Source organism: Paenibacillus sp. DCT19 (genome assembly GCF_003268635.1).
Classification (GTDB): domain Bacteria; phylum Bacillota; class Bacilli; order Paenibacillales; family Paenibacillaceae; genus Paenibacillus.
The window spans coordinates 5,516,703-5,537,500 of sequence record NZ_CP029639.1; the positions used below are offsets into that span (position 1 = coordinate 5,516,703).

General features: G+C 45.4%; 16 protein-coding genes, 15 tRNA genes, 1 rRNA gene and 1 pseudogene (1 of these 33 only partly in view). 2 read left to right on the top strand and 31 right to left on the bottom strand.

What is annotated here, in order from left to right; translation table 11 throughout:
* Positions 1–20: 20 nt before the first annotated feature.
* On the bottom strand, positions 21–683 hold the full coding sequence (locus DMB88_RS25110) for a potassium channel family protein (protein WP_128103525.1): 663 nt from the start codon (positions 681–683) through the stop codon (positions 21–23).
* Between the two features lie 188 nt (positions 684–871).
* Here DMB88_RS25110 and sspI point away from each other — a divergent pair, with 188 nt between their 5' ends.
* Positions 872–1,105: a small acid-soluble spore protein SspI gene (gene sspI, locus DMB88_RS25115; RefSeq protein ID WP_056698227.1), complete on the top strand. Its 234-nt coding sequence runs from the start codon at positions 872–874 to the stop codon at positions 1,103–1,105.
* A 368-nt stretch (positions 1,106–1,473) separates the two neighbouring features.
* On the opposite strand, the pseudogene DMB88_RS25120 reads toward sspI, so the two are convergent.
* The 13 genes and pseudogenes from DMB88_RS25120 to DMB88_RS25175 form a co-directional block, all read right to left on the bottom strand.
* Positions 1,474–3,056: pseudogene (locus DMB88_RS25120) on the bottom strand (peptide chain release factor 3).
* Between the two features lie 352 nt (positions 3,057–3,408).
* Positions 3,409–3,807: a DoxX family protein gene (locus tag DMB88_RS25125; RefSeq protein ID WP_053783291.1), complete on the bottom strand. Its 399-nt coding sequence runs from the start codon at positions 3,805–3,807 to the stop codon at positions 3,409–3,411.
* A 520-nt stretch (positions 3,808–4,327) separates the two neighbouring features.
* Complete coding sequence (gene zwf, locus DMB88_RS25130) at positions 4,328–5,878, bottom strand: glucose-6-phosphate dehydrogenase (protein WP_128103526.1); 1,551 nt, start codon at positions 5,876–5,878, stop codon at positions 4,328–4,330.
* Between the two features lie 320 nt (positions 5,879–6,198).
* On the bottom strand, positions 6,199–6,969 hold the full coding sequence (locus DMB88_RS25135) for a YwmB family TATA-box binding protein (protein ID WP_128103527.1): 771 nt from the start codon (positions 6,967–6,969) through the stop codon (positions 6,199–6,201).
* Between the two features lie 236 nt (positions 6,970–7,205).
* Positions 7,206–7,877 carry a response regulator transcription factor gene (locus DMB88_RS25140; RefSeq protein WP_128103528.1) on the bottom strand — a complete coding sequence of 224 codons (672 nt, stop codon included), beginning with the start codon at positions 7,875–7,877 and terminating at the stop codon, positions 7,206–7,208.
* Positions 7,834–8,934: a sensor histidine kinase gene (locus DMB88_RS25145; RefSeq protein WP_128103529.1), complete on the bottom strand. Its 1,101-nt coding sequence runs from the start codon at positions 8,932–8,934 to the stop codon at positions 7,834–7,836. Before DMB88_RS25145 ends, DMB88_RS25140 begins: the two co-directional genes overlap by 44 nt.
* Positions 8,935–8,964: 30 nt before the next feature.
* Positions 8,965–9,258 (bottom strand): cell wall-active antibiotics response protein LiaF, encoded by a 294-nt coding sequence (gene liaF, locus DMB88_RS25150; protein WP_254438670.1) that lies wholly within the window; start codon positions 9,256–9,258, stop codon positions 8,965–8,967.
* Positions 9,156–9,611: a hypothetical protein gene (locus DMB88_RS31545; RefSeq protein WP_254438677.1), complete on the bottom strand. Its 456-nt coding sequence runs from the start codon at positions 9,609–9,611 to the stop codon at positions 9,156–9,158. Before DMB88_RS31545 ends, liaF begins: the two co-directional genes overlap by 103 nt.
* A gap of 150 nt (positions 9,612–9,761) precedes the next feature.
* Positions 9,762–10,469, bottom strand: a complete 708-nt coding sequence (locus tag DMB88_RS25155) for a PspA/IM30 family protein (RefSeq protein WP_128103531.1) — start codon at positions 10,467–10,469, stop codon at positions 9,762–9,764.
* Between the two features lies 1 nt (position 10,470).
* Positions 10,471–10,968: a PspC domain-containing protein gene (locus DMB88_RS25160; protein ID WP_128103532.1), complete on the bottom strand. Its 498-nt coding sequence runs from the start codon at positions 10,966–10,968 to the stop codon at positions 10,471–10,473.
* 17 nt (positions 10,969–10,985) lie between these two features.
* Positions 10,986–11,210: a PspC domain-containing protein gene (locus tag DMB88_RS25165; protein WP_128103533.1), complete on the bottom strand. Its 225-nt coding sequence runs from the start codon at positions 11,208–11,210 to the stop codon at positions 10,986–10,988.
* A gap of 5 nt (positions 11,211–11,215) precedes the next feature.
* Positions 11,216–11,890, bottom strand: coding sequence for a PspA/IM30 family protein (locus tag DMB88_RS25170; protein ID WP_128103534.1), 675 nt, complete (start codon positions 11,888–11,890; stop codon positions 11,216–11,218).
* A gap of 34 nt (positions 11,891–11,924) precedes the next feature.
* A complete protein-coding gene (locus DMB88_RS25175) occupies positions 11,925–12,233 on the bottom strand; it encodes a LiaF transmembrane domain-containing protein (RefSeq protein WP_128103535.1) in 309 nt (102 codons plus the stop codon).
* Positions 12,234–12,667: 434 nt separating this feature from the next.
* On the opposite strand from DMB88_RS25175, the gene DMB88_RS25180 reads away from it, so the two are divergent.
* Entirely contained in the window at positions 12,668–15,079 is a 2,412-nt protein-coding gene (locus tag DMB88_RS25180; RefSeq protein ID WP_128103536.1) for a helix-turn-helix domain-containing protein, read from the top strand.
* A gap of 265 nt (positions 15,080–15,344) precedes the next feature.
* Here the strand turns inward: DMB88_RS25180 and DMB88_RS25185 are convergent, their stop codons facing one another.
* The 17 genes from DMB88_RS25185 to DMB88_RS25265 all read right to left on the bottom strand — a co-directional run.
* Positions 15,345–16,271, bottom strand: coding sequence for a class I SAM-dependent methyltransferase (locus DMB88_RS25185; RefSeq protein ID WP_164848787.1), 927 nt, complete (start codon positions 16,269–16,271; stop codon positions 15,345–15,347).
* Between the two features lie 554 nt (positions 16,272–16,825).
* Positions 16,826–16,904 (bottom strand) — tRNA-Leu (locus tag DMB88_RS25190).
* A 29-nt stretch (positions 16,905–16,933) separates the two neighbouring features.
* Positions 16,934–17,007 (bottom strand) — tRNA-Cys (locus DMB88_RS25195).
* A gap of 9 nt (positions 17,008–17,016) precedes the next feature.
* A tRNA-Gly gene (locus tag DMB88_RS25200) sits at positions 17,017–17,091 on the bottom strand.
* 4 nt (positions 17,092–17,095) lie between these two features.
* Positions 17,096–17,170 (bottom strand) — tRNA-Gln (locus DMB88_RS25205).
* Between the two features lie 15 nt (positions 17,171–17,185).
* Positions 17,186–17,258: transfer RNA gene (locus tag DMB88_RS25210), tRNA-His, on the bottom strand.
* A gap of 27 nt (positions 17,259–17,285) precedes the next feature.
* Positions 17,286–17,359 (bottom strand) — tRNA-Trp (locus tag DMB88_RS25215).
* A 6-nt stretch (positions 17,360–17,365) separates the two neighbouring features.
* A tRNA-Tyr gene (locus DMB88_RS25220) sits at positions 17,366–17,451 on the bottom strand.
* Between the two features lie 5 nt (positions 17,452–17,456).
* Positions 17,457–17,532: transfer RNA gene (locus tag DMB88_RS25225), tRNA-Thr, on the bottom strand.
* Between the two features lie 15 nt (positions 17,533–17,547).
* Positions 17,548–17,623: transfer RNA gene (locus tag DMB88_RS25230), tRNA-Phe, on the bottom strand.
* A gap of 91 nt (positions 17,624–17,714) precedes the next feature.
* Positions 17,715–17,792, bottom strand: a tRNA-Asp gene (locus tag DMB88_RS25235).
* Positions 17,793–17,817: 25 nt separating this feature from the next.
* A tRNA-Met gene (locus DMB88_RS25240) sits at positions 17,818–17,891 on the bottom strand.
* A gap of 17 nt (positions 17,892–17,908) precedes the next feature.
* Positions 17,909–17,984 (bottom strand) — tRNA-Val (locus DMB88_RS25245).
* Positions 17,985–18,053: 69 nt separating this feature from the next.
* A tRNA-Glu gene (locus tag DMB88_RS25250) sits at positions 18,054–18,125 on the bottom strand.
* Between the two features lie 17 nt (positions 18,126–18,142).
* A tRNA-Ser gene (locus DMB88_RS25255) sits at positions 18,143–18,234 on the bottom strand.
* A gap of 3 nt (positions 18,235–18,237) precedes the next feature.
* Positions 18,238–18,313: transfer RNA gene (locus tag DMB88_RS25260), tRNA-Asn, on the bottom strand.
* Positions 18,314–18,384: 71 nt separating this feature from the next.
* Positions 18,385–20,798, bottom strand: a 23S ribosomal RNA gene (locus tag DMB88_RS25265); it runs 509 nt beyond the window's last position.

Genomic DNA, 20,798 nt, shown 5'->3' on the forward strand with positions numbered 1-20,798 from the left:
TTTCCATCCTTCCCATCTCATCACTTCGGATAGGCCAGTTCCATCTTCGTCAGATGATCCTTATGCCCTACAATGATCAATACATCCCCATCCTCAATCCGATCATCGGCATATGGAGAGATGTTCATCGAATTACCACTACGAATCGCCATCACGTTACAACCGAACCGTGCCCGAATGTTTAGCTCGAGCAAGTTTTTTCCGATCATTTGCTCAGAGGCTCTCATCTCAAGGATACTGTAGTCCTCAGACAGCTCAATATAATCTAGTATGTTTGGTGAGGTTAGATGATGCGCTACACGCAGACCCATATCCCGTTCAGGATATATGACTTTGTCCGCACCAATTTTTTGTAATACTTTACCGTGGAGCTCATTTTGAGCTTTTACAATAAGAACTGGCACACCCATATCCTTCAGAATGAGCGTAGTCAGGATACTTGCCTGAATATCTTCACCAATTGCCACCACGACAACATCGAAATTTCGTATGCCCAGCGCACGTAGCGCTTCTTCATCTGTAGAATCGGCTGAGACAGCATGGGTCACCACATTAGACATTTCCTGTGTCCGTTGCTCATCTGCATCAATTGCCAGCACATCGAATCCCATACCACTTAATACATTGGCTACACTTGATCCAAATCGTCCCATGCCAATCACAGCATACTGTTTCTTTGCCATTAGGATTTTACCCTCCCGCTGCACTTCAGCACTACACATTATTTTGATACTTCTTAAGATCATAAATACATGCCATACTTACTTAAATAATCCTTCGTAGTATACCACAAAGCCTAACAAACTTGAATGCGCTCACGCTTCCCAGGGAAGAGTATAAGAGCAGCCGAATATACGAGGAGGGAATTGCGATGCCAATTACATTAAGCCTGCGTGACGCGATTGTTCATAAGGTTCATGACAAAAGTGATGATCAGCTCCGAGAGATGATTGAAGGTTCCGTTGACGGGCCTGAGGCAGCTTTACCTGGACTTGGCGCCATTTTCGAAATGATCTGGAAGAACACAGAACCTGCCAAGCAGGAAGAACTGATTCAGATCGCGCAGGAGCATCTGCACACCATTCCCGTACAACCGCTTCGATAATCGAGGCAATAAGGGAAGGTAACCATCAATACGTTTGTTCTGTCTGCAAAAGAAAGCTTTCCCTTATTCGGCTAGGTCACCCCTGCCTAAGGTAAGTGGATAGCAATAGATCCCTCCACCAACCGGCGGAGGGATCTTTATCTTTTTACCAAGTGCTAACACACCGCACTTGCTTATACTACATGATATAAAACAAATTTACACAAAAAAACGGAGAGGACAGAAATAACATGAAGAAGCATAGCGTTCGCCTTTATCCCGGATTTTCCCTTTAAAAAAGGGGGATCAAAAAATCTGGGGATAACAGCGATCGGAAGGTTATTCTGTCATCGGAGTGGTTTGTGTAAATTTACACAGTAAGACTTAACTTAAGGCGCAGTTTCCAAGAATTTCGCCGTAGGATTTTTGTCCATTGCTGTTCTCATCGCGTATTCATTCTCGAAGAGTACAACGTAATTGCCTTTTTTATCTTTTACCAGCGTAGAGTTAATACGGAATTTGCTTGGATCAAGGTTTTCGTCCACAATCCAACGTGCGAATTGATACGGCATACGCTGCAATTGCACATCTACCCATATTCACCCTTCATCCGGTATTCAAATACTTCAAATTGGAGCTGACCTACTACGCCGAGCAACGTCTCGTCGAAGCTAACGGTATTGAAGACCTGAATGGTTCCTTCTTCCGTCAATTGGTCGATCCCTTTTTGATACTGTTTATGTTTGAGCGCGTTTTTGACAGTTACTTTGGCGAAAATCTCTGGCGAGAACGTTGGCAATTCGTCGAAAACAACTTCACTGCCTTGGCTTAGCGAGTCGCCAATTCGGAAGATTCCCGGATCGAACAGACCGATGATATCTCCAGCATATGCCTCTTCAACGATATCTCGATCTTGCGCAAGGAATTGCTGTGGTTGAGACAATTTGATCTCTTTCCCTACACGGTTGTGCTTCACGCTCATTCCACGTTGGAACTTACCAGATACGATCCGCAGGAACGCAATCCGGTCACGGTGTGCCGGGTTCATATTCGCTTGAATTTTGAACACATAACCACTGAACTTCTCATTGGTCGGTTCAATATCACCCGCTGTACTACGGCGAGGTTCAGGTTTCGGTGCCAGCTCAAGGAAGTTCTCCAGGAACGTCTGCACACCGAAATTGTTAATCGCACTACCGAAGAAGATCGGTGTCAATTCACCACGTTGTACCTTTTCCATATCGAACTGATCCCCAGCCACATCCAAAAGCTCAAGCTCCTGGCACAATTGGTCATGCAGGTACTCTCCCGCCATTTCACGGATAATTGGATCTTTGTATCCATCCACTTTTTGCACTTTGATCGTCGAGTGATCGTCACCTTGGAACAATTCAACCTGGTTTTTCATACGGTCATATACACCACATAGATCGCGACCTGTGCCAATCGGCCAGTTCATCGGTACAGAGCGAATACCAAGGACATTCTCAAGCTCTTCCATCAGATCAAACGGGCTTTGTCCTTCACGATCCAATTTGTTAATAAATGTGAAGATAGGAATGCCACGCTTCGCACATACTTGGAACAACTTAATCGTCTGTGCCTCGACACCCTTCGCCACGTCGATCAACATGACCGCACTATCCGCAGCCGTCAGGGTACGATACGTATCCTCACTGAAGTCCTGGTGACCAGGAGTATCCAAAATGTTAACGCGGTGATCCAAATAATCGAACTGCATCACGGAAGAAGTTACCGAGATACCACGCTGTTTCTCAATTTCCATCCAGTCACTTGTTGCATGTTTGCTTGCTTTCCGTGCCTTAACTGTACCCGCGAGACGAATCGCTCCCCCGAATAACAGTAGCTTCTCGGTTAAAGTTGTTTTACCCGCATCCGGGTGAGAGATAATGGCAAACGTCCGGCGTTTGTCCACTTCTTGTTGAAGAATGTTATCTGCAGCTTTGCTCATAGCTTCTATCCCTTTCATCCGTTCATTCACGTTTAATCCGGCTGAGCCGGTCTATCATTCAATCTTTATGCAAATCCGGCAAAGCCGGTTGATTGTACATTAACTTCCGCCGCAACGTCGTCGGCATATTAGATTCATTTTACACCATTACAATGGAGTTCATCCTCTCCAGATCTGTGTTCCCTTTTATACGGTAATACTGATTCTAAACCCAACTCTCCTATTGTACCATAATCTGTAGTGAAAATAACCGATTACGTTCCGCAGATTTCTCACTTTTACACATCGAAAAAAAGCACCCTTCAGCCGGTTTAGCCTCCAGGTACTTCCATTCCTTCTTCATTTATACGATTTAGAAAATTAAAGCATCCAAGGCGTACTGTCCGCCACCTGTCAGTGCCAGTGCTACACCAACGACCAGAATCGCGAGGTTATACTCGAATCCATTTTGTGTAGACCAGTAACCGTTAGCACCGTGAACCTTCACAATTGCAATCACCATCGTTAACGCGATGAGAATACCGCCAACTGGTGTAAGCAGACCAAGTGCAAGCAGCAATCCACCGCCGAATTCTGCGAGCCCTGCCAGCAATGCCACCAACGCACCAGGCTTCATACCCATGGATTCAAACCAACCGCCCGTACCTTTGATCCCATATCCACCGAACCAGCCAAACAACTTCTGAGCACCGTGCGCCATAAACGACAAACCAATCACCAAACGAATCAACAACAATCCTACATCCAACATTACTTTTTCCTCCATTCAATATTTACAAATTGGTATTCTTAGATTAAAGATATTATGCCAAAATTTTTTTCATGAACTTCATGTAACGTGTACCCCTACTCGTTGCAATTCTGTTTCATGTGCGCTTCATCTGACTAACGTCAATGGTTAAACCGCATCTTTGTTTTTGTTTTGCGTAATTTCTTTATCTGTTGAATTGAGTATAAGTTATCTACTTACTTTTTGTCAACAAATTATTTTAAGTAATTATATTTCAACCATTTTGCTCTTTCCTACACCTTCTCTTCCTCACCAGTATACGTATATCCCCATTCAACATATGCCTCTTATTTCTAAGCCACACATTTTCACGCTATACCATACCTCTCTCAGTAAAGCATCTACCTTAACAATATATACCGTCATTTAAAATCTATCCACTTCATACATTCATACATGTTTTCTCTTCACTCTAAAAAAGATTCAAGACATTCGCCCAGTAGCGAACATCCTGAATCTCAGCTTATGAAGCTTTAGCTCATTAATTATTCACTTGCCAAATCACTCGGTCTTCATCTTGGCCATTCACTGGCCACCAGTGGTAACCGTCCTGCTCAAGCAGCTTATCCGTTGCTTCTGGCCCCCAGGTGCCTGCTGAATACGTATGAAGTTCACCATGATTCTCCGCCCACGCAGCAGCGATCCGATCCACAAATGACCACGCTGTTGCGACTTCATCCCAACGGGTAAAATACGTCGAATCTCCTTCTGCCGCGTCATGCAGCAGCCGTTCGTATGCTTCCGGTGAATTGATGCCAATCATGCAGCTTTGACAGAAGTCCATCGCAAGCGGTTGAATTTCCGAATCCGAGCCCGGTTTCTTGGCATTAATTTTGATATATATGCCTTCCATCGGGTTCACACGAATGACCAGCAAGTTTGGTTCTAGTTTATATTTTTTGCCGAGATATACGTTGTTTGGCATCGATTTGAACTCGACTACGATTTCGGTTGTTTTCACTGGAAGACGCTTACCTGTCCGAATGTAGAACGGTACACCAGCCCAGCGGAAATTATCAACAAACACACGTGCTGCAAAATAAGTTTCCGTAGTGGATTCTGGATCAACCTTGTCCTCCTCTCGATACCCTGGAAGCTGCTTCCCTCGATACTCGCCCTTCGTATATTGTCCCCGCACCACATTACTGCTTACCTCTTCATCTGTGGCAAAAGCACGCAGTGATCGCAGTACCTTAACCTTCTCATCTCGAATGTCCTCGGGGAATAGTCGGCTTGGCGGTTCCATGGCAATCATCGTTAACATCTGCAGCATATGGTTCTGTCCCATATCACGCAGCGCACCAGAGTGGTCATAATACCCTCCGCGCTCCTCCACACCAACCGTCTCACCGAGTGTAATCTGAACATTCGCAATATGCTTGTTGTTCCAGAGTGGCTCAAAAAAGGCATTACCGAAGCGGATAACCTCAATATTTTGTACCATTTCCTTACCTAGATAATGATCGATTCGATAGATTTCCTCTTCCCGGAATACTTCACGAATTTGCTCATTCAACTGTTCAGCTGATTGCAGGTCATACCCGAAGGGCTTCTCGATCACAAGCCGATTCCAGCCCTTACTCTCCAGCATCCCGCCATCCCTCAGACTGAAGGACACATTGCCGAATAGCTCTGGCGCAAGTGCTAGATAGAATAACCGATTACCCGGCGTGTTGAACTTGGCTTCCAGAGCCTCTGTCTGCTCACGCAGCTCTCGGAAACCATCAACGTTATTAATATCAAGTGATTTGTATTCAAAATGTTGGACAAAATCATCCCATTCCTCCGGATCTCCAGCTGGATAACGACAGAACTCTCGAATGGATTCATGGATGTCTTCCCGGAATTGTTCTGGTGATCTCGGGCGCCGTGCTACACCAATAACCGCGAAGTCATCGGCTAGCTTGCCCTCACGGTATAGACTATAAATGGCCGGAAATAACTTCCGGCGAGCCAAATCGCCCGTTGCTCCAAAAATGAAAAATACTGCGCCAGGTGTCTGCACTTCATCTTGCATTCGTTTTTCGACCATAGGCTCCTCTTTCTTCCGGGGAAGAACACACGCCTAAGCACTCCCCGAGCTATGTAATGGTGTTAAGTATGCACAACATACAAACGTCAATTACCAGCATGTTCCTTCATGGATGTGATGCCATTTTAGCATATCAACTAGGGCGATGCACTAATTTCTGGCAGTCTTGTACAACTATTTTCAAAAACTTATCATTAAAACTTCATCGATAAATATTCCATTCATGGTATGAATACTCCTTAACCAAGATCACCGTGGTTCAAACGATATCCTCAATGCGCTCAAAGCGTAATACTCCACATTCCAATACATTTCAATACTCAGTACTCAATCGTAATGAGAGGAAAACCCAAAGTAACGCGGTTCGTTCCTAACACATCATCTTGATGAACCGCCAGCTGCATATTTAATTGATGCAAACCACTGTTCACAGCCAGTGATAACTCAGGAACAACATAAGATACACTTGTTGTGCTGGCATCTTCATAATGCTCCACTGCACTCAGTTTCAGCTTATCTGATAATGCTCCTTCAATGTGTCTAACTGTTGTAATCGCTTGTACTTGAACGTTGTTAGGATTTTCTGCTCCTACAATAGCCTCTTCCCCTGTACCTTGTACGGAAAAGTTCCACGTTGCTTTAATACCGACCTCTTTAAGCAAACGCTCCACCTGTTCATGCAGATGGAGATACACACTCATATCACTCTCTTCATTCCCAGATAACTGGATAATCGTATAATATTCCGCTTCCCCTGTAACAACAACGTTGACCAGAATGCCCACGCCTTCGTTTGACACCTTCAGTTCACTGCGATATACATCATGCCCTGTTTGACGTACTAATTCAGGCTTCTCGAGCTGTAGCTCATCAGCGAGTAACGACGCTATCTCCTGTGCATCTCCCTTACCTTGACCCTGCCATTTAAGTACTAAGCGATCGACTTGTTCTATAGCAGCACCTGCCGTGTTCAGCATTTGATCTAACTTCTCACCTTCAGATACACTTTTCTCTGCGTATACTTGAGTAATACCGATTAACATAATGATTGCTACTGCTAGTACAGCTGTCATCATCCACCGTTTTAACATGCTGAATCCCCCGCTCGTTTTCTATTCTATGAATCTATCAACAGCATGCCCGCTTTCTCTTCGTACTAAACGCTTTATTGCATACAAAAAAAGCCCCATCAACCAATATCCCTGGTTAATCGGACTTTCTCACCTAACTCTTCTATATTCCGCTAAGCTTATCGTGTAGATCTGATAGCCTGAATAGTAGAACCACCTGTTCCTCATCTCTATCCATCGTCACATTTCCAACGCCCTTACTCAGCAAGTCCATTCTTATAGGCATATATTGCTGCCTGTGTGCGGTCATCTACGCCTAACTTCGCGAGCAGGTTGGTCACATGAAATTTAACCGTCTTGATCCCGATAATCAGATCATCGGCAATATCCTGGTTAGATTTTCCTTGAGCGAGCAAACGAAGGACATCCATTTCACGATCCGTCAGTTCTTCATGAGCCGGTGCTGCGGCTTGAGGTTGACGGAAACGATTCATCATCTTGGACGCTACCTGTGACTCCAGTACGGATTGGCCACGTGCTGCAGCACGAATGGCATCAGCCACCTCGTTAGCTCGGGAGGTTTTGAGCAGGTAACTGAACGCCCCAGCTTCAATAACCGGATACATCTTCTCATCATCCAAGTAACTCGTCAGAACGATAACCTTGCATTCAGGATACATTTTCAGCAATTGTCTAGTAGCTTCAATGCCGTCCATACCTTCCATGACTAGATCCATCAGAACAACATCCGGCTTATACTCCTGTGCTAACCGAATACCTTCTTCCCCGCTTCCTGCTTCACCAACAACTTCAATGCCATCCTCCGTATCAAGAACTGCGGCGAGACCAATCCGAACCATTTCATGATCATCCACGAGCAGCACCTTAATTGACGTTTCTGACTGTGTGTCCACTTCCGTCTCCTCCATTGACATGTCCTTCCTCACTTTCATCGCTCATCAAAGGTATCGTAATTTCAATCCGTGTTCCTTTACCAGGTGCTGTTACAAATTGAATGGCTCCACCGATCTCTGTCACACGTTCACGCATGTTCGCTAGACCATAAGAAGCCTGCTTCTGTTCATCCAGATCAAAGCCTTGACCATCATCACGAATTAACACTCTAACTGCATCTGTCCGTCGCTGTAGCCTAATCTCCATTTTCTCCGCCTTTGCATGACGTAATGTATTAGACATCGCTTCTTGAACAATACGGAACAGATGATTTTCAATTCCTTTAACCAGATCAATATCCTCATCGATTTCTAGAACAATGTCCATAGGCACTTTCGTCTTCAGTTCCATGACCAGATCATTCAACCCCTGCTCTAGCTGTTTGCCTTCCAGATAGACTGGACGCAGGTGCAATAATAAAGCACGCATCTCTGACTGAGCCACTGAAGCCATCTCTTCGATTAGAGCAACCTGCCGCTGAGCACGTTCAAAATCCTTTTCCATTTTCCGTCCAACCGCTGTTGCTGTCATGGAAATGGCGAATAACTGCTGTGATACCGCATCATGCAATTCTCTTGCAAGACGCTGCCGTTCTTCCACAATTGCCGTAACTCTTGCTTGTTCAGCAAGCTGAGCATTATTAGTAGATAGTCGCTGTAGTGAGGTAACCTGATCCTCCCACTTCTTCCCGATCCGCCCAAGCTGCTCGCTTAGACGCCCAACGTCGTCCATACCTAGATCAGGTACTGTGCGGGAGAGAGAACCTTTTTCCCATTGCAGCAATGTTTCCCTCAACAATTCTAGTCTGCGCTTCACCCGGTAGCTCTGGTAAAAACCAAATGCAGCTCCAATTCCAATTAACAACAGTAACAATGCCACACCTGATTGGATCAGATGTCTCCAGCCTGCAAACGGAGCCAGATAACCATATGTATATAGTACATACAAGACAACCGCGAGCACAATGAAAACAAGGAGGATCCCTTCACGCATACTTCGGGTTACCATGTCGGTATGTCGTTTTGTGTTCATACAGGTCTCCTCCTTTGTTCTTTTTAATTACTACGGATTACTGATGCTTAGGTCGCCAACAATATAAGAAATTACGAATTTTGCTTTATGTTCACTGGACTCATAGCCAGGAGTTCTCCATATTATTTTATTCATCATCCCACTGTCCTGCTCGCCATTTAGATTAACGCGGCCAAACAATACGAATGCTTCAATTTCAACGCCATAATCTTCAGGCAAGGTCAATCGAACATTACCCATGACGCCCTGAAGTAATACAATGGTTTGTTTCTCTTCCGGAATAGATAGCGATAGATCTGCGTTAACTTCCCCATGGCATGCCACAGACTCATACTCTGTAACCGCCAAGCCTGTTGATCCCAATAGTACCGTGCCAAGAAATTTTGTCTACGCATAACATTTTCGTTCAGATGAATCTTCTTTGTTTTGGAATAGAAAAAAGCGAGTGAGGCAAGTACGATCAAAAATACAATCATCAAATTATCTAGCAACAATAGTGCTGCACCGATTCCCAAGCATCGATACCCTTTACGTGTAACACCTTTTTGAACTTGAACCATTCCATACGTCAGCAGGATCAGTGCGGCAAGAGTTAGAAAGTTCATATTTTGATTCAATAACATTAAGACGCCAATCACAATGATGAGCACTGCAAGCCATTGATTTTTCTTATTCATCCCCACCGCACCTCCTCTGTAAACGTAATCTTCTCTATTCGATGGAAAAGCCATACCAGGCGCTGAGGTCCCGTATGGCTTAACCTTTGCTCTACAAACCGTTCTCTATTCACGATTTATAGAATATCATATTGTTTGCATAGCGAACAGTTATTCTTTTGAAGTGTTGCCTGCATCATTTTTTGCGCCATTGCCCATTTTGTTTTTCAAAGCTTGCAGCTGTTGATCAACTTTGAACTGTTTTTCCGCATCCACGGGATTAGTGTACGTGGATTGTGTGTTGCGATACGGTGCACGGATTACGTCAGCTTCAGCTTCCATTTGCATGATTTTTTCTTCCATGCGGTGGAATCCAAGTGATGCGCCTCCGCTCTCAATGCTGTGCAAGCTGTTGATTTGGGACATTTGCTTTTTCGCTTTAGCCATCTGAGCACGAGATACCAGTTCATTGCGTTTGTTACGCATTTTGTAGAACTCATCTTTCATGTCATGAAGCTGTTGTAACAAGTCTTTGGCTTGTGCTTCTGATTGTGCATGAAGATCGCTGTATTCCGTAATTTTTTGATCAAAATAGATTTTCTCTTCCAGCAATTTGCGAGCTACTTCTTCCTGACCATTAGCCAAAGCAGCTTCAGCTTGAGACTCACGTTGTACAGATGTGCGCTCTGCTTCATCCAAACGTTGCTTCATGCGACGCTCATTTGCCATTTGTTTGGCAACAGTTACCTCAGCCTCATGAATTTCAGCCTCCATATCACGCAGATACTGATTCAACATTACAATTGGGTCTTCCACTTTATCCAACATATCATTAACCGATGCTTTCGTCATATCCTTAATCCGTTTAAATACTCCCATTTTACTTTTCTCCCTTCTCGTAACGAGATAATTTTTGGCGAAGCTCTTCAACTTCTTTTTTCAGTGCTTTTTTCTCAATATCTTTCATCATGGAGTCCAGATCACTTTCTTGATGTGCCCCAGCTCCGTAGGCATTGTTATCATAGGAACGTGGATCAGATTGCGGTCTACCGTTATACCCTGGGCCAGGTCCGAAGCTTCCATGACCTGATTGGTTCGGGTTGTTTTGATAAGGGCCTCTTGGCGGCTGATGATCATAGTTGTTGTATCCTCTGCCAGGACCTGATCCGTATCCGTATGGATCATATGGCGGATAGGGTTCTTTGGGGACTACCAGTGCTGCAATGAAATAAATTAACAACGACGTGCCGCCAGTTACGAAGATACTGATGACGAAGATGATCCGAAGTAGTGTGGAATCCATGCCAATGGATTCGGATATCCCGCCACACAAACCGGTTAACATTCGGTCACGCGTTGAGCGGTATAATTTGCTCATGTGCTTACTCCTTTCGTTTACTTGTGTCCTCTTACGTGATCGTATGGATCAGCGTAGTAGGGTTCCTTCGGCACCACCAATGCAGCGATGAAGTAGATGAGCAGTGATGTACCTCCCGTAGCGAAAATACTGATGAAGAAGATGAGACGTAGCAGCGTGGTACTGAGTCCGAGATTCTCGGAGATGCCGCCGATCAAACCTGTCAGCATCCGATTACGCGTTGAGCGGTATAATTTACTCATTTTAACTACTCCTTTTTGTCATTGTTTAACTTCTGTTTTAGCCTTTCCAGCTCTTTATCCAGCGCTCCGGAAGACATGCTTCCTGCTGATCCAGAGCCATCCTGACCCATACGGCGTATGTCCCGTAAACTTTGTGCTTCATATTCAAGATCAGAGACTTGATCATCCAGTCGATTGAACATACGTGGGACATTCTGTCCGTTATTATAGTGACTTCTCTGATTCATTCGTTGTTGTAACTGGATGGTTTGCATCCGTGCGTAGTAATATTGGCGCTTACTGTAGACATTTTGATATTCTACTTTGAGCTGATCAATCTGTTCATCAAGCTCCTGTAATGCCGCATTACTTTGGGCGTACAATTCGTTGTACTGATCCATTTTTTCTTCATGCAGAATTTTTTCTTGGAGAGCAAGTTTGGCCAGATGCTCCTCACCAGCTTTTAAGGCCATTGAAGCCTGTTCTTCACGTTTGTGTACCATCGATGCTGCCTGATCAGCTTGCTGTTTCATCTGTCTGGTGTGACTTGCATATTGATGACGAAGCTTCTCAGCTTCACCGATGTCTTGGCGGGTCGAGATCAGAAACTGGTCAATCAGTTTGACTGGATCCTGACTTTGCTCCAAATGTTCATTCAACGTAGCTACGGTAATATCCCGCATTCGACGAAATACACTCATTATATTCTGTCCTCCTTCTCATAATCGTGAAATCTTAGTAACGGCGATGACTGTTGCGTTTGTTTCCTAGCATCGATACCCCTAAGATAATCAACCCGATTGCGATAATTGGTCCCAGCAACCAAGATAACTTACCGATCAGTGCAAAGATACCTATGATCAGTACGATCCATCCTAGCGTTGTGTTACCACGCTTCACTCCGTAGTACCCCAGTGCAATCATCAGAATGGGAATCAGATATCCCATCATGTATCCTAGAAAAGGTGTTAACTTTCCGAAGAGGATGAGTGCGCCTAGCGCAATCAGTACAATCGCCCAGCCGTTTCCTTTATTCCATCTCATTATGTTTTCCACCGCCCTTTCCGAGTGCGTTTGTTTCTTGTTTAACCTTATGTCCTTATTCTAGGGCAATTTGAGACTTTTCAAAACAGACTGTGGACGGTTTTTCATCCTAGACTCAGGTCGGGGATCATCTTCGACCTTTGGCTATCCCTATATCAGACCTTAATCTGACAAGGTTCGCCCAAGCCTCCTTATCCCTTTATTACCTGTACTCGAGCCCTACATGACCTTCCATTTACAGATACCAGTCCTTACCTCTGAGTTACGTTTATGATGAGTTCGCGTTTCTACATAATAGCCCTAGAAGTGAAATATCCAACGCAACCCTCATTACATATTACTTTTTTATCCATATAATCTAAATTTAGATTGTTTTAATTGTAAGCGTTTACTAAAATAGGAATATGACCACCCTTTACGTCAGGAGATGACCTGTGCGATCCTTAACTTATTTACATAAAATGATAGTGTATGGCATTCTGCTAAGCACGTTACCCATTCTTTTAACCGGCATTGCTGCTTTTCTCTATTCTTCGCATCAGATGGAGTCACATCGTATTCAAGCGAATCAACAGCTACTTTCACAAATGCAATCTAACGTAGAACACAAACTGGCTACGGTAAGTTATATGTTGGATCAGGCAACTCGCTCTCCACTTACTGTACAATCTCTGGCTACACCTCAACTAAGTCCAAAGCCGGCTATTGCGAACAAATTGCAATCCGAGTTTCAACATATGAGATCCTGGGAGCCGTTAATGGATATTACACTTGTTAACCAAACTCAGGATTGGCTTATTGATCATGCAGGACTTTATCTGAATACAGATTTCCCACTGTCTCTACCTATGAAAGACTTACTGTCAAATACGCTCACATCAGGTTGGCAACTTGTCCCGTCCTCTGTCTTTAACAACCAAGAGCGGATGAAGAGTTCTGGCTGTAATTATCACATTGCACTAGCTAGGTCGATCCAAACGAAAAATGATTCAACAAACTCGGCGCTTATTGCTGGAATACCTGCGTGTTCACTACAGACGCCTATTGAGTCAGTGGATGCGAGTTCATCCACTTCAGGACTAATCATAATTAATCGTGAACAACGTATCATTGCACATCCAGACCCAAGCTACATGGGTAAGCCTTTAGCAGCGACTGGCTTAATTTATAGTGACAATGGAGTAAGCTTGAGTGAGCAGCTCTCTCCTGCCTCGCTTCCAGCATCCTCCTCCTACGGTGAGCTGCGCACGTCAGATCAGCACTATTCCATGGTATACGCCCAATCCCCATTAAAAGGATGGAGCTATATTCTGATTACGCCAATGAATGTCCTGAACCGTGAGTATATTCAAGTCGCACTACACACGATGTATATCAGTATGGGAATGTTACTTCTTTCTCTACTGCTTTCCTGGCTAGGTTCAAAGCGAATGCACACACCTATTCGTAGACTTCTCTCTCAAATTGGTATTCATGATCAAGTAGCGGCAACAGCTACAGGTTCACTGCAAGGGGCGAAATCGGCGCTCTCCATGGATGAATTCGAACAGATCAGAGCTGGGGTCTCTCAATTATCCGCATCCCGTTCTCAGCTTGAGCACAAGTTGAATCATTATGTGATGCAGTCACGTAGCCATTTCTTAATGAATATATTTCTGGGAAAATATCCACCCATTAAGCTACAACACATCTTGAATGAACAAGGATATGCCTCTCAGCTCAAGCAATGGCAACATATTTCCGTTATAACGATACAAGCAGATCTTGTGAATCATACAAAATATAGCCCACAAGACCGGGAACTGCTCCTGTTTGCTATTCAAAACATGCTAGAGGAGACCATCTTGCCCGAGATGCAACTGCTTCCGATCTTAATCGAGCAGACGGTTGTAACCGCCATTGGAACCTATGAATCTGATCCAGATGAGTTTACGAAGCAACTATATGCTCAAACTGAGCAACTGCAAAGGCGAGTTGAAGATCTACTCAGTCTACAGGTAAGCATTGGCATCAGTCAGCCTTATTCTACCCTATTGGAAGTCCATCAAGCTTACAATGAGGCTATGGAGGCTCTCCAGCATCGTCTCAAATTAGGAACTGGCGTTATTATCCCATATGAAACAGTTAAGACTCATATTTCTCATTGGTCGCTGGCTTACCCGGAGTCATTCGAGTATGAATTAATTCAAGCGATGCATTCCGTAGATGACGCTGAAGCTAATTCTATGCTCCATCAGCTGCTTGAGTATGTATTTCATATGGAATCGACACCAGAAGAGTATCAGTTGATGTTGATGCGATTGCTCACACGTATTCTGTTAATGATGCAGGAAGTTGGCATACCCCTCGGGCAGATTACAACCGGACAGGGCAGTATATTCAAAGAACTCTTTACACTACAGTCTGCAGCTGAAGTCGAACAATGGTTTACTCAACGTATTATCATGCCAATTGTAACTATTCTCAAAGAACGACAGTATGCGCAGTACCAACATATTTCTGAGAAAATGATTGCTCTTATCCAGCAGAGTTATGATACAGATCTTACATTAGAGGAGTGTGCTACCCTTCTCCACTATAATGCCAATTATCTAAGTGGTGTATTTCGCAAGGAAACAGGGTGCTCCTTCAGTGAGTACCTCACCAAGCATCGATTTACGATAGCGAAGAAGTGGTTAGAAGAGACCGATTTAACGGTAAAGGATATTGCGGCTCGGCTCCGGTATAACAACCCTCAGAACTTTATTCGTTCTTTCCGTAAGTGGGAGGGTATCACACCTGGACAATACCGGGAACGTAAACGTCGTGCTGGCTATGTACAGGAAAGCCGCTCATTAGGAAAATAAGTTTGCATTGGTGCCAAAATCATTACACCGACGCGACAGTCAGGAGATACACTCGGTGCGGCTATCTAATCTATCTCATCACAATACGTGTATACCGTCTGTTCGTTATTGGAGATCGGAGATGACGGAAAGGGTCGGAAATGAAAGCAAAAAGGAGCAGATCAAAGGAGCAGATCATCTGCTCCTTTTTATTTTAATAACACTCATTAACATTACTTACTTGATATTCTTCAATAACAATCATTGTTATTATGAGATACTTATTTTATTTGTTTGTGAGAACCTTCATGTTTGGCTGCTCCAACTGAATCAGAATTTTACCAAACCGTCCTCCTCTTAAGAACGTCACTGTTCCATTATCATATGTCTTTCTAATGTATTGCTCAGCCAGGCTAATGGATTGTTCGTCCGTTGGTAGACTATACGTATTCAGCCATTCAGGTAGCTTCTGTACAACTTCTTCCACAGGCAGTTCAACGGTGTTCACTTCCTTGGTAATTAGCGTTGTATAGGAGTACCCCTTCAGATAGAGCAACTGTTGAATGAATCCCATATCACTTGGTTTAAATGGGGTCTGCACTTGAAGCACTGTTCTTAGTTCATCAATCAGTGTGTGCTCCCGTTGTCCAGCCATCGTACTGATATACACATACTTACGGGCAGAATTAATGGCCTGCTCAATCGTTTCCCAATCGGACATTGCTGGACACATTGAAGCAAAAGCAACATCATACTTTTTCCTCCACCCTTTCTGCTCAATAGATATTTCTTCAAACCGCTCGCACACGATTTCAATCTTAGATGTCAAAGCTGCTGGAATTGTCTCCTTCATCAAGGAAACGAGTAGCTCAGAAGGTTCGACCGCTGTTACGGTTGCACCCTTCTCTGCGAACGGGATTGTGAAAATGCCAGAAGCTGCCCCAATATCTAAAACCGACATTCCTTCAAAATCTACACCTTGATTCTCGATCCATCCCATAATGCGCTCAGAACGTGCTTTTCCCTCTGTTGTAAAGGATTGCTGATGATACTCTTTAGCCCATCTCTCAAAAGCTTCTGCTGTATCAAAAGGGGCGCTTGGCTTTTTATATTTGGGACTCCTCGGTCTATTCTTCCAAGCCTCTTCCCACACAGAAAGATCAAATAATCCTTGGGGAATATCTAATTCTTTGCTTGGTATCACTTCTGTCATCTCTACACACTCCATTTCTTCATTCAGATTATTAGATCCACTTCATTGATTTAACTCATATTTGTACAAGGATTCATATAAGGAAATAACTCAGACATGATTTCATGATTTCATGACATCATGAAGTTGATATTGTATGGCTTCGAGGCTTTACCACGTAGAGACTCTACGGCTTAGAAACTTGATGATATTTAAACTTTTCGAATTAACTTCATCTTTCCTACTTATAGCTCAGATGTTTTTTATAATAAATATAAATATGAATACAAATACAAATATAAAGGAGTCATTATATCTTTAATTAGATGCAGCAGCATATCAATGATAACTCCTTTGTACCCACATCATTATTAGTTAATATAAGTAGAGCATTCAAGTCGATTAAGGACTTTACTTATCTATAATATACCCAATGCCAGATTACGTCAATATACAGACAACAGAAATGACTGAACGGATATAGTTTCAACTTACACATCATTGAACATTAAGTATTCTCTCTTTACAAAAAGAACCCTATGAATTGCAAGTGCAATCCATAGGGTTCTACGTTATACCGGCGAGAGGACTCGAACCTCCACGGTTTCCCACTCGATTTTGAGTCGAGCGCGTCTGCCATTCCGCCACGCCGGCACATATTCTTTTCGTATAGAGAAAATAACTGGAGGCGCCACCCAGATTCGAACTGGGGATAAAGCTTTTGCAGAGCTGTGCCTTACCACTTGGCTATGGCGCCGTATTAATTTGGAGCGGAAGACGGGAATCGAACCCGCGACCCTCGCCTTGGCAAGGCGATGCTCTACCGCTGAGCCACTTCCGCATAATGGCTGGGGATATAGGATTTGAACCTATGCATGACGGAGTCAAAGTCCGTTGCCTTACCGCTTGGCTAATCCCCATAGACAAAACAAAGGGGCGATCGAGGGGAATTGAACCCCCGAATGCCGGATCCACAAACCGGTGCGTTAACCACTTCGCCACGATCGCCATATATACTATACTTTTAAAATTAATTGGCAGGGGCAGCAGGAATTGAACCCACACCAACGGTTTTGGAGACCGTTGTTCTACCTTTAAACTATGCCCCTAAAAACTGGTGGAGGATGATGGATTCGAACCACCGAACCCGTACGGGAGCAGATTTACAGTCTGATGCGTTTGGCCACTTCGCTAATCCTCCATAAGTGGTGCCGGCGAGAGGACTTGAACCCCCAACCTACTGATTACAAGTCAGTTGCTCTACCAGTTGAGCTACACCGGCGTATTAAGTTATAAATGGTGGCTCGGGACGGAATCGAACCGCCGACACGAGGATTTTCAGTCCTCTGCTCTACCGACTGAGCTACCGAGCCATAATAAAGTTCAAACTTAAATGTTACACTTTACCTTGGGCGTCGGTGCCTTATATCAGATCTAGTGAACAGTTTCCTCATGTGGAAAATATGGCGGAACCGACGGGATTCGAACCCGCGATCTCCTGCGTGACAGGCAGGCATGTTAGGCCAACTACACCACGGTTCCAGATCACTTTCGTAAGAAAGTATAATTGCGGGGGCAGGATTTGAACCTGCGGCCTTCGGGTTATGAGCCCGACGAGCTACCGGGCTGCTCCACCCCGCGTCGTTATAAAAGATATATGGTGGAGGCTGAGGGGATCGAACCCCCGACCCTCTGCTTGTAAGGCAGATGCTCTCCCAGCTGAGCTAAGCCTCCGAATAACACATTTATGATCTTAACATAAAACCGCTATTAAAATCAACTTCTTTTTTTTGAAGAAAAGAATGACCCGTAGGGGATTCGAACCCCTGTTACCTCCGTGAAAGGGAGGTGTCTTAACCCCTTGACCAACGGGCCTTGCTAAAAAAATTATCTGGCGGAGAGAGAGGGATTCGAACCCTCGAGACGCTTGTGACGCCTACACGATTTCCAATCGTGCTCCTTCGGCCAGCTCGGACACCTCTCCATATGGCTCCCCGAACAGGGCTCGAACCTGTGACAACTCGATTAACAGTCGAGTGCTCTACCAACTGAGCTATCAGGGAATATAATACATCCAGAGTGTTGTTCTCTGAAAACTAGATTCGAAACGAAAGTCTGCGATTAGAACTTGCAATTGGATAAGCCCTCGACCGATTAGTACTGGTCAGCTCCATGCATTACTGCACTTCCACCCCCAGCCTATCTACCTCGTCGTCTTCAAGGGGTCTTACATACTGGGAAATCTCATCTTGAGGGGGGCTTCACGCTTAGATGCTTTCAGCGCTTATCCCGTCCGTACATAGCTACCCAGCGGTGCTCCTGGCGGAACAACTGGTACACCAGCGGTACGTCCATCCCGGTCCTCTCGTACTAAGGACAGCTCCTCTCAAATTTCCTACGCCCACGACAGATAGGGACCGAACTGTCTCACGACGTTCTGAACCCAGCTCGCGTACCGCTTTAATGGGCGAACAGCCCAACCCTTGGGACCTACTTCAGCCCCAGGATGCGATGAGCCGACATCGAGGTGCCAAACCTCCCCGTCGATGTGGACTCTTGGGGGAGATAAGCCTGTTATCCCCAGGGTAGCTTTTATCCGTTGAGCGATGGCCCTTCCATGCGGTACCACCGGATCACTAAGCCCGACTTTCGTCCCTGCTCGACTTGTAGGTCTCGCAGTCAAGCTCCCTTATGCCTTTGCACTCTTCGAATGATTTCCAACCATTCTGAGGGAACCTTTGGGCGCCTCCGTTACTCTTTAGGAGGCGACCGCCCCAGTCAAACTGCCCACCTGACACTGTCCCCGCACCGGATTACGGTACCAGGTTAGAACCTAGATACGATCAGGGTGGTATCCCAACGGTGCCTCCACCGAAGCTGGCGCTCCGGCTTCAAAGGCTCCCACCTATCCTGTACAGATCGTACCCAAATTCAATATCAAGCTGCAGTAAAGCTCCATGGGGTCTTTCCGTCTTGTCGCGGGTAACCTGCATCTTCACAGGTATTAAAATTTCACCGGATCTCTCGTTGAGACAGCGCCCAAGTCGTTACGCCATTCGTGCGGGTCAGAATTTACCTGACAAGGAATTTCGCTACCTTAGGACCGTTATAGTTACGGCCGCCGTTTACTGGGGCTTCGGTTCACAGCTTCGGATTACTCCTAACCGCTCCCCTTAACCTTCCAGCACCGGGCAGGCGTCAGCCCGTATACTTCGCCTTACGGCTTCGCACAGACCTGTGTTTTTGCTAAACAGTCGCTTGGGCCTTTTCACTGCGGCCCCCTCGTGCTATTCACACTACCGGGGCACCCCTTCTCCCGAAGTTACGGGGTCATTTTGCCGAGTTCCTTAACGAGAGTTCTTCCGCGCGCCTTAGAATTCTCTTCTCGCCTACCTGTGTCGGTTTGCGGTACGGGCACCATCACCTGGCTAGAGGCTTTTCTTGGCAGTGTGAGATCATGACCTTCGCTACTGTAATTTTCACTCCCCATCACAGCCCAGCCTTACGATGTGCGGATTTGCCTACACATCAGCCTCACTGCTTGGACAGGCATCCATCAGCCTGCGTCACTACCCTACTGCGTCCCCCATTGCTCATAACGGCTTACGGTGGTACAGGAATTTCGACCTGTTGTCCTTCGACTACGCCTTTCGGCCTCGCCTTAGGTCCCGACTTACCCTGAGTGGACGAGCCTTCCTCAGGAACCCTTAGGCTTTCGGCGGATCAGATTCTCACTGATCTTTTCGTTACTCATACCGGCATTCTCACTTGTATAATGTCCAGCGCTCCTTACGGTACACCTTCAACCCTTATACAACGCTCCCCTACCCCTGATGCAAGCATCAAGCCATAGCTTCGGTGGTGTGTTTAGCCCCGTTACATTTTCGGCGCAGAGTCACTCGACCAGTGAGCTATTACGCACTCTTTAAATGGTGGCTGCTTCTAAGCCAACATCCTGGTTGTCTGTGCAACTCCACATCCTTTCCCACTTAACACACACTTGGGGACCTTAGCTGATGGTCTGGGCTGTTTCCCTTTTGACAATGGATCTTAGCACTCACTGTCTGACTCCCGGAAGTAAGTCTATGGCATTCGGAGTTTGACTGAGCTTGGTAACCCTTGCGGGCCCCGCACCCAATCAGTGCTCTACCTCCACGACTCTGTTTTCCGAGGCTAGCCCTAAAGCTATTTCGGGGAGAACCAGCTATCTCCGAGTTCGATTGGAATTTCTCCGCTACCCCCACCTCATCCCCGCACTTTTCAACGTGCGTGGGTTCGGGCCTCCAGTGCGTGTTACCGCACCTTCACCCTGGACAGGGGTAGATCACCCGGTTTCGGGTCTACGTCCACGTACTACATCGCCCTATTCAGACTCGCTTTCGCTGCGGCTCCGGCTCTTCACCTTAACCTTGCACGGGAACGTAACTCGCCGGTTCATTCTACAAAAGGCACGCCATCACCCCTAAAACGGGCTCTGACTTTTTGTAAGCACACGGTTTCAGGTTCTATTTCACTCCCTTCCGGGGTGCTTTTCACCTTTCCCTCACG